The organism is Petrachloros mirabilis (genome assembly GCF_975968855.1).
Window position 1 is genome coordinate 1 of record NZ_CDLUDY010000023.1, and the last position, 14,415, is coordinate 14,415.

Sequence of the window (14,415 nt, forward strand, 5' to 3'; positions counted from 1 at the left end):
CCCGGTCCGGCTGGATTAGCTGGCCATTGGTGGGAGCAATCGGCCTGACTCGAGTCTACATCGGCGCGCATTATGTGACGGATGTGCTTGGCGGCTGGGTGCTTGGCGGCGTCTGCGGGGCTGGAGTGGGGTGGCTATTACTGCAATGGCCGAGATTTCGTAAGCAGGTAAGTCTCGATGCTCCAGAAGTGAAGACAGACGGCCTGAATTAGCAGTATCCCGTTTCCTCGTGTTCGTCGATGCAGCCGAGCAATTCTTTCTGGCAACGATCCACATCGTATCCCCGTCCGATCAAAACAATAGCGTGATCGGGTTCATCTAATAGCATGACGGGCGCGACCGTGGCTGGTCCCGGTGGAGCATGCTGGAATTCCTGAAGTCCCGGCACATTTGAAAACCGCAAGAACCCCTTCGCCCGTTCCAGTTCTTTGGGAAGCCTCTTGATCCAGGCGTTGAATCGTTGGCGATCCAAGGGCCCGGAAAGCTTCACCGTTGTGGCCATAGGATGGTACTCCCGGCGACCGTAATTTGCAGAAGGCTGACGCATGCCGAAGATCACGTTTGTCGATGCAGGTGAGGAAACTTTTGTGCAGGGAGTCAATAAGGCAATAGGGTCGATTCTGGCGTGGGTAGTTTCCCAGACACGTCCGTAAGGGTTCTGCCTCACAATCGTTTCTTTGAACCCTTCCCAATGGCCCGGCACATAGAGGTCTCGTTTGTTCAAGATCAGTTCGTCGGCACAGCGGATGGATTGCGTGGTCACGTATTCGCTCGAAGGTGTTTGCTGATGAGCAACCGGATGAAGTAGGGCCATAACCCGTTCGAGCTTGGCTAGACGTGAGGTGTAAAGATCAGTCACGGCATCGATGACTTCGGCTGGATCGGCCAAACCCGAGCATTCGAGAATAATACAGTCTGAGTGGTAGTCTTTCACGAGCTGCGCAATCCCCCATGAAAGGTCCTCCTTTGTATCGCAGCAGACACACCCTCCCGCCAAATTCATGACTTGTTCGGCGATCGTGCCGACACGGGGGCCGTCGATGCTGATCTCTCCTGCTTCATTCATCAGGACGCCGGCCCGTATGTTCCGGCTCTTCCAGTGTTCGAGCAGTCGCATCAGAAGCGTGGTTTTCCCCGCACCGAGGGATCCGCAGAGGATATAGAAAGGAACGGGGGAGTGGACCATAGCGTCAAGATATCTTAGTGGACATGGAGCGAGTCTGTTTCATGCTTTCGTTCCACGATCTTTCGGAGATCGCAATGAATTGCCTCTGGCTCACAGCAGGAGATTCCCATTTGGATCGTCATGTGGTGGATGCCGAAATCAGAGGCGATTTTGTTGCGGATGGTTTGAAGGAGTTCGTTGGTTAAACCCTCATCTGTACCTTCGACCAACACATGGCACGTCAGCATAATGAGCCGTGGCTCCACCGCCCAAATATGGAGATCGTGGACGTTTCTTACTCCGGGAATCGATTCCAGAGTCGCCGTTACGTGAGCTGAACTGATGCCCGGTGGCGTCGAGTCTAGAAGTACCTCTAGAGATTCTTTGAACAGCGGCCAAGCGCCGTAGACGATTGCCCCCACGACCAACAAGCTCACGAGGGGATCCAATACCATCCATCCTGTGAACATGATGGCTGCACCGCTGACGATGACGCCGAGAGATACCCAGGCATCACCGAGCATGTGCCAAAAGGCACTACGGATATTGAGGTCGTCTTTCGCATCATGTTGCAGGAGGAGCGCGATGCCGAGGTTGGCAAGAAAGCTGACTCCCGCCACGGCCATGACCCATCCTCCATCGATCGCGACAGGGGTCAAGAGTCGGTTGAAACTCACCAGGGTGATTCCAATAGCCGTCAGCAGCAGGATAAATGAATTGAGAAAAGCGGCAATCATACCGGCTCGGTGGAATCCGAACGTCCTGGTTTCAGAAGCGGGGCGTGCGGTCAAAAGATGTGCATAGAGTGCGAGGAATAGAGAACCTTGATCGATCAAGTTATGTCCCGCGTCGCTCATCAACCCGATACTGTTCAGGAACCATCCACCGATGAACTCCGCAGCAATGATCGCTGCGTTCAATCCCAACGCGAGGCGGAGGCGGGACCGAAGGTGTTGGTAGGTGGAAACAGTTTCCATAGTCAACAGTTTCGCATGGCTATACAGTCGCGGCAAGGGTTCAAGGGCTTCTAAGGAACTGTGTGTTAGCGATCAGATTTCTTCGGCAAACGTTCACTCAGCACGGGGAATTTAGCCTCTGCCTGGCTGATGTTGCCGTTTCGCGGGTCTGCGGCCGTTACGCGCAGTGTTATGCCGTCCGGGGCGTCTTTGGGCAGCGGTACGAAGAAAGGGGCTTCGAAGCTTGCCGTATCGCTGGAGTAGAACATTTGCAACCGCTCGATGATCCGCTCTCCGATCAGGAGCTCTCCAAAGATCTGGATCTTACGGGAGTCCCAATCGCCATGGGGACGAACCAAGGAGCCGGACAAAGTTCGCACAGACGCACGGAGTTTCACGTCGTCTTTGGCGATGAGCGATTTGCCCGGTGTGGGATGGGTGATCTGAATGAGGTAGCCATAGAGGTGAAGAACGATTCCGTCTCCCGTCAGGTCCTGTCCCGGAATGAGTAACGCGGTGGTGGTGGTTCGCCGCATGGAAGCAGGGTATCCAAGGGGACCTTCAGCGGCGATTTCAACTAATGTCGGTCGCTGTAGCTCCAGAATCGTGCGGAACGCTGCGGCCACTCGTGAACTATACACCGGTTCTTCCATGAGGTGTGGCGTTCGCATAATTTGGTTCTGGTCGCCGGATTCACCCTGCTGGATGCCTGTAGCGAGAATCTGCTTGCTCTCGACGTCCGTAATCGTGACGCGTGCGCCGCCGACTTCCCGTCCGAGCACCATAGCACCGTGGGCAACCACACGGACGAGGATGGTGGTCGGCTTCGGATCATTGAGATGCGGATCAGGGGGCGGTTCTTCCTCGGCTGGAATCGCAAGGCAGGGCACAGGAGTGACGAAGAGGAGGAGGAAGAGAGCCGAGATGGGCGCGAACCTCGTCATTTGACTTTGGTGCCGGGCTCCGTTTCTTCCAGAATCGTGGCTAGGCCGCGAACTTCGCTGTCCCCGGCGGCCAGCACCATCCCCTGGGATTCAATGCCCATCAATTTGGCAGGCTTGAGATTAGCGACTACGATGATTGTCTTGCCGATGAGTGATTCTGGCTCATATTTCTTGCCGATGCCTGCGACGATCTGGCGCTGTTCGCCCCCGAGCGAAACTTGAAGTTTAAGGAGTTTCTCCGATTTCGGGACCCGCTCTGCCGCGATAACCGTTGCCGTCTTAAGTTGAATCTTCATGAACTCGTCGATGGTGATTTGTGCTGTCGAAGTGGCTTGAGGAACGGGGGTGGTGGCACTTGGAGTGCTGGATAAAGTTGCAGCAGTCTGGGGGGGAGTTGTGGCGTCACTCACAGTCTTGGCTCCTTGTGGTTTTGCCGCTTCGATTCGTGGGAAGAGTGAAGCAGCTTTCTTGATTCTCATTCCCGGAAGCAGATAGGGCTCTGCCCCTCCGGATGGCTTGCCGGCGTCCTCTCGTTTCAAGCCAAGTTGCTGTGTCATGTTTGAAATAGTTTGTGGCATGAATGGATAGAGCGGTTCAATGAGTGCTCCTAACGTGTAAGCGATGTGGTAAAGACAGTTATTCAGATAGGAATGCTGCTCGGGTTTTTTGGCTAGCATCCAAGGTGCTGTCTTGTCGATGTATTGATCGCACCTTTGAATGAGTTCTCCGACAGATTCCAGGGCGCGTCCAAATCGCAATTGTTCGATATGGTCAGAGGCAGTGCCGAGTAATTCACCTGTGCTGTGCCTGAGCGCGGTTTCAAGGTCTGTATCACAAGCAGAATTGTGTGCCGGAACGACACCTCCGGCGAACCGTTCGATCATTGTCAGGCTGCGACTCAAGAGGTTGCCGAGGCCGTCGGCCAACTCGCTGTTGATCCGTGCAATCATCCCATTTCTGGAAAAATCTCCATCCTGCCCGAACGGCACTTCCCGCAACAAGAAATAGCGAAACGCATCGGCGCCGAATTCGTCGACCATTTTGTTGGGATCGATTACGTTGCCGCGGCTTTTGGACATCTTCTCGCCGTCGACCGTCCACCAACCATGCGCGAAAATGGTTTCGGGAAGGGGGAGATCCAAGGCCATGAGCATCGTTGACCAATAGACAGCATGAGTGGTCAAAATGTCTTTTCCGACGAGATGCACCGAAGCCGGCCAGTAGTGGTCTCGCGATGGCGTCGGTAAGAGATAATCCAGAGCCGAAATATAGTTCACAAGAGCATCGAACCAGACATACGTAACGTAATCTCTGTCAAACGGAAGCTCGATCCCCCAGGAAAGACGGGACTTCGGTCGAGAAATTGACAGGTCTCCCAGTTTCTGGGTGTGTAGAAACCCCAGCACTTCGTTACGGCGTGATTCGGGGCGGATAAAGTCCGGATGGTTAAGAATGTAGCGTTGCAGTTGTTCCTGATAGGTTCCCATCTTGAAGAAGTAGTTGTGTTCGCTGAGCTTCTCGACAGGCCGCTTGCAGTCGGGGCAGAGGCCGTTCTCGACATCTTTCTCGGTCCAGAAACGCTCATCGAACGTGCAATACCATCCGGCATAAGAGTCTTTGTATATCAGCTTCTTATCATAAAGCTCTTGAAGATATCGTTGAACAATTTCTTTGTGCCGAACGTCGGTGGTTCGGATGAAGGCATCGTGTGAAATATTAAGGCGATTCCAAAGAGTCTGAAATTGAGGTGCCAACCTGTCGCAATGGGTTTGGGGATCGATGCCGGCCTTTGACGCGGCCTGCTGGACTTTTTGCCCGTGCTCATCCAAACCGGTGAGGAAAAACACGTCGCGGCCGCGGAGACGCCAGTAACGGGCAAGGACATCGGCGGCCACAGTGGTGTAGGCATGTCCGATATGGGGTACGTCATTCACGTAGTAGATCGGCGTAGTGATGTAGAAGGTATTGTGATCGCGCATGGTGGTCAGCAAGATACCAGGATGTCAGCGGGGATTTCTAGGCAGAGGCTCCGGCCGGAGCGATCGCTAATGCCTCGCGGAGACGAATCAAAATGTTTTCGAGGGCCATGTGGAGATTGAGATGCCGCGTTGCCTGCTGTTCCGTTCTTTCTATGTCCTGTAGGAGATCAAGAAGGGCTGCCGTATCGGATTGGCGCGCGTAGGATTCCAAGTTCGGAATGTCATCGACGTGGAGCAGTTGGTCACGGTCACCTCCGACTTGGACGATCACAAGGTCTCTAATCCACCGAGTCAGCCATGTCAGGATCTCAGGAGCGCGATTGGCCCTGGCCAGGGCTTCAGCTGTGGTGAGAAGCAGTGTAATCGATCGCAAGGATTGTGGGCGGACGAGCTCCAGAAATTCCCGTTGCTGTGCTCGAATGTCACGAAGATCGGCAGTCAAGGCTTCGCCTATGCGGCCTTCACTGATGATTGCGAGGAGGCGTGCGTCAGTAGGCGGGAGTTCCCGTTTCAGGATCACGGCCGCCTCCACCTGCGTTCGCCCCGGCGTGGTGAAGCGAAGGGATTGGCAGCGGGAACGGATTGTGGCGGGCAGCGCAGCTGGCCGGCTTGTGATTAGGATGAAAAGGCTATGAGCAGGCGGTTCTTCCAACGTTTTCAGCAGAGCGTTGGCTGCCCCTAAAGTCATCCGATCCGCGTCATCGATCAAGCAGATTTTTCGTTCTCCTACCAAGGGACGGTACACGATCTGCTGTTCGATCTCGCGAATCTGTTCGATTTTGATTTGAGGAGTTGCTGATTCCGCAGCTGGCTCGATGACAAAGAAATCAGGATGGGTATGAGCGGCGATTTGTTGACATGATCGGCAAATGCCGCATGCCTCAAGTATCTCACTGCCGGAGCCCCGTTCGCAGTTCAGGGCCTGTGCGAGACATTGTGCTGTGGCTCGTTTGCCGATCGCGGCTTCGCCATAGAAAAGATAGGCATGGGCGAGGCGCTGTCGTGCGATGGCGGTTTGCAGGGACGCAATAGTCGTCTGATGTCCGATAATGTCCTGGAACGGCATCTTATCTCCGGATGGGTTTCCCCCTGCGTTTTGCAGCCCAGCTTAACACAAGGCTGAGAACCTCTGCGCGGATTTCCTGCTCAGGACGATTAGCATCAATGACTTTGATTCGACCACGGGATTTTTCGGCGAGCGCCAAGAAACCCTTGCGGACCGAAGTGTGAAAACGTTCCGGTTCACGATCCAGCCGATTCTGAAGTCCGGCGGCTTTTCGCCGTCTCGCCAGTCCAGCCTTGACGGGAAGATCGAACAAGAGGGTCAAATCCGGTTCGCACCCTCCCGTTGCAATGCCGTTCGCCGCCTTTAGCCAGGGAAGAGGGATCTTTCTCCCGTAACCTTGATAGGCAAATGTGGAGTCGGAAAAGCGATCGCAGAGGACAACCGCGCCTTTTTGTAGTGCCGGCGCGATCAGGTGTGTGACATGTTGACTGCGTGCAGCCAGAATCAGCAGAGATTCGGTTTCCGGTGTAATGATTTCCCGAGTCGATGAGACGAGGAGTGTGTGACGAATGGCTTCGGCGACCTTGGTTCCTCCCGGTTCTCTGGTAAGGATGACCCGATAACCTGCTTGCCGAAGGGCGGAAGCGAGCTGGCGAATCTGGGTGCTTTTCCCACCCCCCTCAGGTCCCTCGAATGTAATGAAGAGACCCCGAATTTTACGCCTTTTTGATACCCCTCTCACTCGCTCCTCTCCAACGCAATAGAAACGGGCGGGATAATATTGCAAGTTATTGAAAATAGCAAGAAAACGCTTGCGGCGACCCAGGAAAAATCTGTATGATGAACGACTGTTTTCTTCTACCTTAATTTATGTTGAAAGCCTCACTAAAACGCTACTTTCTGACCGGTCTCCTCGTCGTCACTCCAATCTGGGGCACCATTCTGATCTTGAAGACCCTGTTTACCGCTGTCGATGGGATTTTGGGCGACCTGCTGGCGCAAATGGTGCCGGATCACTATGTGCCGGGTTTGGGGATCGTCACCCTGATTCTCTTGGTGTTTCTTACCGGGCTCTTTGCAGCAAATTTTATAGGCAAGCAGATCGTTAAGTTGTGGGAAGAGTGGCTCAACCGAGTGCCGTTGGTGCGCGGGATCTATTCCACGCTTAAGTCGATGATGGACATTCTCTCGTTTTCAGAACGAGGAGCGTACAACCGAGTGGTGCTCATTCAGTTTCCCAAAAATGGGCACTACTGTTTCGCGTTTGTGACAGGGGTGACGAAAGGCGACGTCCAAGATCTGGCGCAAGAACCTCTCGTGCACGTGTATGTGCCGACCTCGCCGAATCCGACTTCCGGCTATTTTCTTCTGGTTCCCGAGCGGGAAGTTACATCCGTTAACATCAGCGTTGAAGAGGCGATGAAGTTGATAGTCTCCGGGGGACTCTATTCGCCGTCGCAGTCGGTAGGAGCAACGGTAGGGGCTGAGAGCAAATGGGGAAACGTCAAACAGCCTGAGAGCGGAGTGCCAATCGGATGAGTAAGCCTGTCCGGCAGCGTTCGGCTGAAACGCCCGTACGAGTCGCGCACAGTGCTGCCAACGTCGTGCCCGGGTTGGCGGTTGTGGTGATGGCTGCGGGACTTGGCAAGCGAATGCAATCAAAGTTGGCCAAGGTGCTACATCCGGTTGCCGGGCGTCCGATGGTCCTGTACTCTCTCGAACTTGCACGGCGAATTGCGAGCCATCGGATTGCCGTTGTAGTCGGCCATCATGCTGATCGGGTCAGCGAGGTGGTTAAGAACGCAACCGGAGACGGCGGTCATGAGGCGATTGCGATCGTCGAGCAACGGGAGCTTCTGGGGACCGGCCACGCGGTGTTACAGACTCGAGCTGTCTTTGCAGAGTCTGAACGGCCGGCTCCGGAGCTCTATGTGATTCTCAACGGCGACACGCCCTTGTTGCGTGAGTCGACGCTGCGTGATTTGTTGCTTGTGCATAGGAAGGAAGGGGCTGCGGTTACGATATTGACGGCTGTTCTCGATGATGCCGGCGGATATGGCCGAGTGGTTCGACGATCATCAGAAGGGAATCAGGTCCAGCGGATTGTTGAAGATCGCGATGCCAGCGCCGAGGAAAAGAGGATTCGCGAGATTAATGTCGGGACCTACGTGGTTGACGGCGATTTTCTCTTAGAAGCTTTGGAAAAACTCGAGCCGAGTAATGCGCAGGGTGAGTACTATTTGACCGACATCGTTCAAATCGCTGTACAGCAAGGCCGACGGGTTGCCGCTCTCGTCCTCGATCATCCGGACGAAGGGTTGGGTGTGAACACAAGGCGTCAATTGGCCGAGGCCGAGCACGTGATTCGCCGCGAGATTCGGGATCGGTGGCTTGATGCGGGTGTCAGGATGATCGACCCCGCTACAACGTGGATCGACGCCGGGGTAACAATAGGAAAAGACACCGTGCTCTATCCCCATGTCATCCTCGAGGGTTCAACTGTTCTGGGCGAGGATTGCATCGTACGGTCCGGGACTCGGATTACCGATTGTACGGTGGGTGACGGTGTCGAGATCCTCGACCACTGCGTGTTCCGCGAATCTCGGATCGAAGACGGAGCTACACTGGGACCGTTTACGCATCTCCGGCCACATGTGTTGGTCCGAAGGGGAGCGAAGGTCGGGAATTTCGTGGAGATGAAAAAGGCAGAACTCGGTGAAGGGTCGAAAGCCAATCACTTGACGTATCTTGGCGATACGAAAGTCGGAAAGGATGTGAATATCGGGGCGGGAACCATCACGTGTAATTACGATGGGGTCCGGAAAGCCGAAACTGTGATCGGTGACAGGGTTTTTATCGGCAGCGATACGCAGTTGATTGCGCCGGTCACGGTGGGAGCCGGTTCCGTGATTGCAGCGGGTACGACTGTATCGGAAAGTGTTCCGCCAGATTCGTTGGTGATCTCCCGGGTGCCTCAGGTGACCAAGCCTGGATGGGCCGCGAAACGAAGAGCTCTTGCCGAATCGCCGCGGCCGATTAGCAAAAAGATTTCGAAGGCAAAAGTGCGCACGAAGAATCGTCGAGGAAGTTCGAGGTAGAACCCTTATGTGCGGAATCGTCGGTTACGTGGGTGAGCAGGAGGCGGTTCCAATCCTGCTTGCCGGGCTGGCTAAGTTGGAATACCGAGGCTACGACTCAGCGGGTGTGGCTGTACTGCAGGGCGGAAAGATTTCGGTCCGGAGAAGTGTTGGGAAGCTTGCCAATCTTCAGCGGTCGCTAGCCGAACAGCCTCTGGCAGGGGCGGTTGGTATAGGCCACACACGCTGGGCGACCCATGGGAAGCCATCGGAGCAGAATGCACACCCACATCGATCGAAAGGTTGTGTGTTGGTGCACAACGGCATTATCGAAAATTATCAACCGCTGAAACAGCAACTCGAAAAAGCCGGTTATAAGTTCGAATCAGAGACCGACACAGAAGTAGTGGCCCATCTCATCGACAAGTACGTTACTCAAGGAGAGAAGCTCGTGGATGCCGTACGTGCCGCGACCAAGGAGGTGCGGGGCAGCTACGCTCTAGCGGTAATCTCTGAACGAGAGCCGGGAACGTTGATCGCGGCGCGTTCCGGCTGTCCTCTCGTTTTAGGGCAGACGCCGACGGCTTCGTATGTGGCGTCTGATGTGATGGCCATGCTGGCCCACACGCGAGAGGTGGTCTATTTGGAGGAAGGCGATGTCGCCGTCGTCACGCAGGGCGACGTGCGCTTGATCGATATCGAGGGGCGTGAGACATCGCGCAAGCCCGCGACTATTACGTGGGACGCAGCTTCGGCGGAGAAGAACGGGTACCAGCATTTCATGCTCAAGGAAATTCATGAGCAGCCTCAGACGATCCTCGATACGATGAGAGGCCGCTATTCGCATGAAACCGGCGAGGCGGATCTGCCTGATATCGGACTGTCTACGGAGGAATTTTCCAGGATCGAACGCATATGGATTGTAGCCTGCGGGACATCGTGGCACGCGGGGCTTGTCGGGAAGTATCTCCTGGAGGAAATGGTCCGGACGCCCGTGCAAGTGGATATCGGAAGTGAATTCCGCTATCGCGATCCCCTTGTAGGAAAAGACGATCTGTTCATAACGATTTCCCAGTCAGGTGAAACCGCCGATACTCTGGCTGCCGCGCGTGAGGCAAGGCAAAAAGGAGCGAGGATTGTATCAATTGTGAACGTGGTGGGGAGCACATTGGCTCGAGAATCGGACGGTGTTTTGTACACTCATTGCGGCCCGGAGATCGGCGTTGCCTCGACGAAAGCGTTTACAGCGCAGTTGACCGCGCTGTACTTGCTTGCTCTTCACCTGGCTCGGGTGCGCGAAGTGATGAATGCCGCAGATGGGAAGGCCTGGTTGGACCGGCTCGTCCGGTTGCCGGTGCTTGTGGGTCGGGTGTTGAGTCGAGAGGCTGAAATCGTAGCGATTGCGAGACGATATTACAAGAAGCGCAATTTTCTTTTTCTGGGACGCGGCATCAACTATCCCATCGCATTGGAAGGTTCATTAAAACTAAAAGAGATTTCCTATATTCATGCTGAAGGATATGCGGCAGGCGAGATGAAACATGGTCCGATCGCTTTGATCGACAAGGACATGCCTGTGGTCGTGCTCGCTCCCCGGGATCGCCTTTACGAAAAAACTGTGAGTAACTTGATGGAAGTCAAGGCTCGGCGTGCTCCGGTCATTGCGTTCGTGGCGGAAGGCGAGCGAGAATTGGGGAAAACCGCTGACGCGGTCTTTACGATTCCTGATACGCATCCGCTCATTACACCGATCTTGTTCACCATTCCGTTGCAGCTCTTGGCCTATCACATCGCGGTGTTGCGCGGAGCGGACGTGGATCAGCCGAGGAATTTGGCCAAGAGTGTGACGGTGGAATAAGAAAGGCGAAAGGCGCGGGGCTCGTGCCAAGGGGTAGAGATGGACATAACCAAACAAGAAGTCGAGAACGTGGCGAAGCTGGCTCGTTTGGAGATCACGCAGGCTGAAAAGGAAACATTTGCGAAACAGCTTAGCCAGATTCTGACTCATGTCGAAAAGCTGAATCAGTACGATACCTCCGGCGTCGAACCGACAGCGACGGTGTTGGGGCAGACGAACGTCTTTCGCGAGGACGTCGTGAAGCCTTCGCTGACAGTAGACCAAGCGTTGTCCAACGCTCCGGACCGTGAGGCGGACGGTTTCGCTGTGCCAAAAATTATCGATTAAGTGTAGCGTAGTTAGGGGTACTGAAGATGTTTCGACAAATGTTGCGATCAAAAATTCATCGGGCCACGGTGACGGGTGCCCATCTCGAATACGAGGGCAGCCTTTCGATTGATCCAGACTTGATGGAAGCCGCGGCGATCCTTCCGTATGAGGCCATCATCTGTTCCAATCTCAACAACGGCGAGCGATTCATGACATATGCGATCGGTGGACGACGCGGCAGCGGGGACATCGTGTTGAACGGACCGACGGCACGGAAGGCTGCGGTCGGCGATCAGATCATTATCTTCTGCTACGAGTATTACGGTGAGGATGAGATTAAACGGCACGCACCGCGGATCGTTCGCGTCAACGAAAAGAATCGTATTGTTGAATCGACGGAGAAACGGTGATGTCCCTTCATAAGCTTTCACTCGTCGAGCTCCAGAAGAAATTCACTGCGGGTGAAGTCACGGCAACGGAAATTGTGCGCGCGTACCATTTGCGCATAGGTCAGGTGGAAAGCAAGGTTAAGGCCTACGTGACGCAAGCGAGAGATGCCGCATTGGCGCGGGCGACGGCTTTGGACCAGAAACTGAAAGGTTGGCGAAAGACGAAACCGATGACGGGCATGCCGCTCGCGATCAAGGATAACCTGTGCACGGAAGGTGTGCCGACGACCTGTTCCTCCCGGATGCTCCAACACTTCGTCCCACCCTATGACGCCACGGCGATCGCGAAGCTTCGTGAGCAGGAATACATTCTCCTAGGCAAAACAAATCTCGACGAGTTCGCGATGGGTTCGTCGACTGAAAACTCTGCCTTCGGCCCCAGCCGAAATCCTTGGAATCTGCACTGCGTACCGGGGGGGTCGAGCGGTGGGGCCGCTGCAGCGGTAGCGGCAGACGAGTGTGTTGCCGCGCTGGGCTCCGATACCGGTGGTTCGATCAGGCAGCCTGCCGCATTCTGCGGAGTCGTGGGTCTCAAGCCCACCTATGGGCGGGTCTCGCGGTACGGCCTTGTCGCGTTCGCCTCTTCGCTCGATCAAATCGGTCCTCTTACGAAGACCGTGCCGGACGCGGCCTTTTTGCTCGGTGCCATCGCCGGCCACGATCCGATGGATTCTACTTCGGCTGACCTCCCGGTGCCCGATTACATGAAGGCCCTCAAGAAAAAGGACATGAAGAAGCTGAAGGTCGGAGTGCCGGTTGAATTCTTTGCCGAAGGGCTCGATCCGGAAGTGGGAGCAGCCGTCATGGCGGCGATTGAGGAATTGAAGAGTCTCGGTGTTGAGGTCAAGGAAATCCAATTACCAAGGACCGATGCGGCGGTGGCTGTCTACTATGTCATTGCGACGGCGGAGGCGAGTTCCAATCTGGCCCGATACGACGGTGTGAAATTCGGCTTACGTGCCAAAGAAACGAAGGACCTGCTCGATCTCTATATGAAAACCAGGCAGGAAGGATTCGGACCGGAAGTGAAACGCCGTATTATGCTTGGTACCTATGCGCTCAGTTCCGGCTACTACGATGCCTACTATGGCAAGGCTCAGGCGGTAAGGACGCTGATCTGCCAGGATTTCACCGAAGCCTTCAAGGACGTCGATCTGATCGTAACGCCGGTGACCCCGACACCCGCATTCAGGCTTGGGGAAAAGAGCGAAGATCCGCTGCAGATGTATCTCTCCGACATCTACACGATCTCGGTTAATCTTGCCGGTCTGCCGGCCATTTCGCTGCCTTGCGGGTTCAGCAAATCAGGCCTTCCGATTGGCTTGCAACTGATCGGGAGGGCATTTGAAGAAGAGACGATGCTTCGGGCGGCTCATGCGTACGAACAAGCGACCCAATGGCATCTAAAGAAACCGGTGATTCGATGAAGAAGCAAAAGGCAAGGGGCTATGGTCGAGTGCACCAACAAACCGCCTATCTAACGCCTCTAGCCACGTGTCCCAAGCCTGGAGGTTCTGTATGACGATCGTTGAAATTGCCGCAATTCTCGTGGCCGTCGGATTTGTTGTCCTGGTCGGCTACCTCGTTCCGGTCTTAATTCAGGTGAGGAAGACCGTGGCGGAATCTGAACAACTGATGGCCAAGGTGAATCAGGACCTTCCCACGTTAGTGGCTGAGTTGCGCGCCATGAGCCAGAACTTGAACGACCTGACGAGTCAGGCTCGTGACGGTGTGCAACATGCGGCGGTCCTGCTCCATGCGGTAGGGGAGGTCGGAGAATCGGTTCAACAAGTTCACAATGTCGTGCGCGGAACGAGTGGAAATATGCTGAGCAATGTAGCCAGCGTTGTGGCGGGATTCAAAGCGGCGACGCAGGTCTTGCGCGATCGAATGAAACATGAAGGAGGGCCACACAATGGCGGATGATAGGGGATCTGCATCGGGAATTCTTCTAGCGTTTCTAAGCGGGGCCGCGTTCGGTGCAGTGGCGGCGCTCTTGTTGGCACCGCAGTCCGGAAGAGAGTCGCGCGAACGGTTGCGGGGTTACGCCAGCAGAGCAGAAGAACACCTTCGGGACTTTGCCGGGCAGGCAGGGGAGCGCTTCGAAGAGGTGATCGATCAAGGCCGGGAGTTTGTCGAGGGACAAAAGTCGGTTCTTCGAGAGGCATTCGATGCGGGCAGGGAAGCGATGAGACGCGAACGGGATCGAGTGCGGAACGAGGCTGAGCGAGACGCATGATTTATGAAGTGGTGATCGGGGTCGAAGTTCACGCGCAGTTACGGACTAAATCAAAGATGTTCTGCGGCTGCGGCACAACGTTTGGCCTCTCTGCCAACAGCCAAACCTGCCCGGTCTGTTTGGGATTACCGGGGAGCTTGCCGGTCATTAATAGGACTGCTGTTGAGATGGCTGTGCGTGCAGGGCTAGCGCTGAACTGCACGATCGCTGCGGACAATCGATTTGCACGGAAGAACTATTTCTATCCTGATCTTCCCAAGGGTTATCAGATCTCCCAATACGAGTCGCCGATTTGCGAGCAGGGCTGGATCGAGATTGTGACAGGTGACGGAAAAAAGCGTATCCGAATCCGCCGCGCGCACCTCGAAGAAGATGCAGGCAAGAACATCCATGAGACCGGGACGAGCGGCAGCCATGTGGATTTAAATCGGGC

The 14,415-nt window shown here is 55.1% G+C and carries 15 protein-coding genes and 1 pseudogene; 10 read left to right on the forward strand and 6 right to left on the reverse strand.

The window, feature by feature from the left end:
• Positions 1 to 212: phosphatase PAP2 family protein (locus ACWVCN_RS00815; protein ID WP_455243604.1), on the forward strand; the 212-nt coding region annotated here is incomplete at its 5' end.
• Here the strand turns inward: ACWVCN_RS00815 and ACWVCN_RS00820 are convergent.
• The 6 genes from ACWVCN_RS00820 to tmk are packed head-to-tail and all read right to left on the reverse strand — an operon-like array spanning position 209 to position 6,792.
• The gene (locus ACWVCN_RS00820) at positions 209 to 1,186 is read right to left on the reverse strand and encodes a CobW family GTP-binding protein (protein WP_455243605.1); all 978 of its coding nucleotides are present in this window, start codon (positions 1,184 to 1,186) and stop codon (positions 209 to 211) included. The genes ACWVCN_RS00815 and ACWVCN_RS00820 overlap by 4 nt on opposite strands.
• A gap of 14 nt (positions 1,187 to 1,200) precedes the next feature.
• Positions 1,201 to 2,178, reverse strand: a complete 978-nt coding sequence (locus ACWVCN_RS00825) for a cation diffusion facilitator family transporter (protein WP_455243606.1) — start codon at positions 2,176 to 2,178, stop codon at positions 1,201 to 1,203.
• Between the two features lie 29 nt (positions 2,179 to 2,207).
• The gene (locus tag ACWVCN_RS00830) at positions 2,208 to 3,065 is read right to left on the reverse strand and encodes a hypothetical protein (protein WP_455243607.1); all 858 of its coding nucleotides are present in this window, start codon (positions 3,063 to 3,065) and stop codon (positions 2,208 to 2,210) included.
• On the reverse strand, positions 3,062 to 5,044 hold the full coding sequence (gene metG, locus ACWVCN_RS00835) for a methionine--tRNA ligase (RefSeq protein ID WP_455243608.1): 1,983 nt from the start codon (positions 5,042 to 5,044) through the stop codon (positions 3,062 to 3,064). The genes ACWVCN_RS00830 and metG overlap by 4 nt, the downstream gene beginning before the upstream one ends.
• Positions 5,045 to 5,081: 37 nt before the next feature.
• Positions 5,082 to 6,110 carry a DNA polymerase III subunit delta' gene (gene holB, locus ACWVCN_RS00840; RefSeq protein ID WP_455243609.1) on the reverse strand — a complete coding sequence of 343 codons (1,029 nt, stop codon included), beginning with the start codon at positions 6,108 to 6,110 and terminating at the stop codon, positions 5,082 to 5,084.
• A 1-nt stretch (position 6,111) separates the two neighbouring features.
• Complete coding sequence (tmk, locus tag ACWVCN_RS00845; protein ID WP_455243610.1) at positions 6,112 to 6,792, reverse strand: dTMP kinase; 681 nt, start codon at positions 6,790 to 6,792, stop codon at positions 6,112 to 6,114.
• A 128-nt stretch (positions 6,793 to 6,920) separates the two neighbouring features.
• Here tmk and ACWVCN_RS00850 point away from each other — a divergent pair, with 128 nt between their 5' ends.
• The 9 genes and pseudogenes from ACWVCN_RS00850 to ACWVCN_RS00890 form a co-directional block, all read left to right on the forward strand.
• Positions 6,921 to 7,589: a DUF502 domain-containing protein gene (locus tag ACWVCN_RS00850; protein WP_455243611.1), complete on the forward strand. Its 669-nt coding sequence runs from the start codon at positions 6,921 to 6,923 to the stop codon at positions 7,587 to 7,589.
• Positions 7,586 to 9,148: a bifunctional UDP-N-acetylglucosamine diphosphorylase/glucosamine-1-phosphate N-acetyltransferase GlmU gene (gene glmU, locus ACWVCN_RS00855; RefSeq protein WP_455243612.1), complete on the forward strand. Its 1,563-nt coding sequence runs from the start codon at positions 7,586 to 7,588 to the stop codon at positions 9,146 to 9,148. The genes ACWVCN_RS00850 and glmU overlap by 4 nt, the downstream gene beginning before the upstream one ends.
• Before the next feature lie 7 nt (positions 9,149 to 9,155).
• Entirely contained in the window at positions 9,156 to 10,985 is a 1,830-nt protein-coding gene (gene glmS, locus ACWVCN_RS00860) for a glutamine--fructose-6-phosphate transaminase (isomerizing) (protein ID WP_455243613.1), read from the forward strand.
• Positions 10,986 to 11,024: 39 nt separating this feature from the next.
• A complete protein-coding gene (gatC, locus tag ACWVCN_RS00865; RefSeq protein WP_455243614.1) occupies positions 11,025 to 11,312 on the forward strand; it encodes an Asp-tRNA(Asn)/Glu-tRNA(Gln) amidotransferase subunit GatC in 288 nt (95 codons plus the stop codon).
• Positions 11,313 to 11,350: 38 nt separating this feature from the next.
• Complete coding sequence (gene panD, locus ACWVCN_RS00870) at positions 11,351 to 11,704, forward strand: aspartate 1-decarboxylase (protein ID WP_455243243.1); 354 nt, start codon at positions 11,351 to 11,353, stop codon at positions 11,702 to 11,704.
• On the forward strand, positions 11,704 to 13,170 hold the full coding sequence (gene gatA / locus ACWVCN_RS00875) for an Asp-tRNA(Asn)/Glu-tRNA(Gln) amidotransferase subunit GatA (protein ID WP_455243617.1): 1,467 nt from the start codon (positions 11,704 to 11,706) through the stop codon (positions 13,168 to 13,170). Before panD ends, gatA begins: the two co-directional genes overlap by 1 nt.
• 91 nt (positions 13,171 to 13,261) lie before the next feature.
• Positions 13,262 to 13,669, forward strand: a complete 408-nt coding sequence (locus ACWVCN_RS00880; RefSeq protein WP_455243615.1) for a DUF948 domain-containing protein — start codon at positions 13,262 to 13,264, stop codon at positions 13,667 to 13,669.
• Positions 13,659 to 13,982 carry a YtxH domain-containing protein gene (locus ACWVCN_RS00885; protein WP_455243616.1) on the forward strand — a complete coding sequence of 108 codons (324 nt, stop codon included), beginning with the start codon at positions 13,659 to 13,661 and terminating at the stop codon, positions 13,980 to 13,982. Before ACWVCN_RS00880 ends, ACWVCN_RS00885 begins: the two co-directional genes overlap by 11 nt.
• A pseudogene (locus tag ACWVCN_RS00890) lies at positions 13,979 to 14,415 on the forward strand (Asp-tRNA(Asn)/Glu-tRNA(Gln) amidotransferase subunit GatB); the annotation flags it as partial. The gene ACWVCN_RS00885 and the pseudogene ACWVCN_RS00890, both read left to right, overlap by 4 nt.

Coding starts and splice junctions, on each gene's coding strand:
- ACWVCN_RS00820 (WP_455243605.1), bottom strand. CDS start 1,186: ATGGTCCACTCCCCCGTTCCTTTCTATATCCTCTGCGGATCCCTCGGT.
- ACWVCN_RS00830 (WP_455243607.1), bottom strand. CDS start 3,065: ATGACGAGGTTCGCGCCCATCTCGGCTCTCTTCCTCCTCCTCTTCGTC.
- metG (WP_455243608.1), bottom strand. CDS start 5,044: ATGCGCGATCACAATACCTTCTACATCACTACGCCGATCTACTACGTG.
- holB (WP_455243609.1), bottom strand. CDS start 6,110: ATGCCGTTCCAGGACATTATCGGACATCAGACGACTATTGCGTCCCTG.
- ACWVCN_RS00850 (WP_455243611.1), top strand. CDS start 6,921: ATGTTGAAAGCCTCACTAAAACGCTACTTTCTGACCGGTCTCCTCGTC.
- glmU (WP_455243612.1), top strand. CDS start 7,586: ATGAGTAAGCCTGTCCGGCAGCGTTCGGCTGAAACGCCCGTACGAGTC.
- glmS (WP_455243613.1), top strand. CDS start 9,156: ATGTGCGGAATCGTCGGTTACGTGGGTGAGCAGGAGGCGGTTCCAATC.
- gatC (WP_455243614.1), top strand. CDS start 11,025: ATGGACATAACCAAACAAGAAGTCGAGAACGTGGCGAAGCTGGCTCGT.
- panD (WP_455243243.1), top strand. CDS start 11,351: ATGTTGCGATCAAAAATTCATCGGGCCACGGTGACGGGTGCCCATCTC.
- gatA (WP_455243617.1), top strand. CDS start 11,704: ATGTCCCTTCATAAGCTTTCACTCGTCGAGCTCCAGAAGAAATTCACT.
- ACWVCN_RS00880 (WP_455243615.1), top strand. CDS start 13,262: ATGACGATCGTTGAAATTGCCGCAATTCTCGTGGCCGTCGGATTTGTT.
- ACWVCN_RS00885 (WP_455243616.1), top strand. CDS start 13,659: ATGGCGGATGATAGGGGATCTGCATCGGGAATTCTTCTAGCGTTTCTA.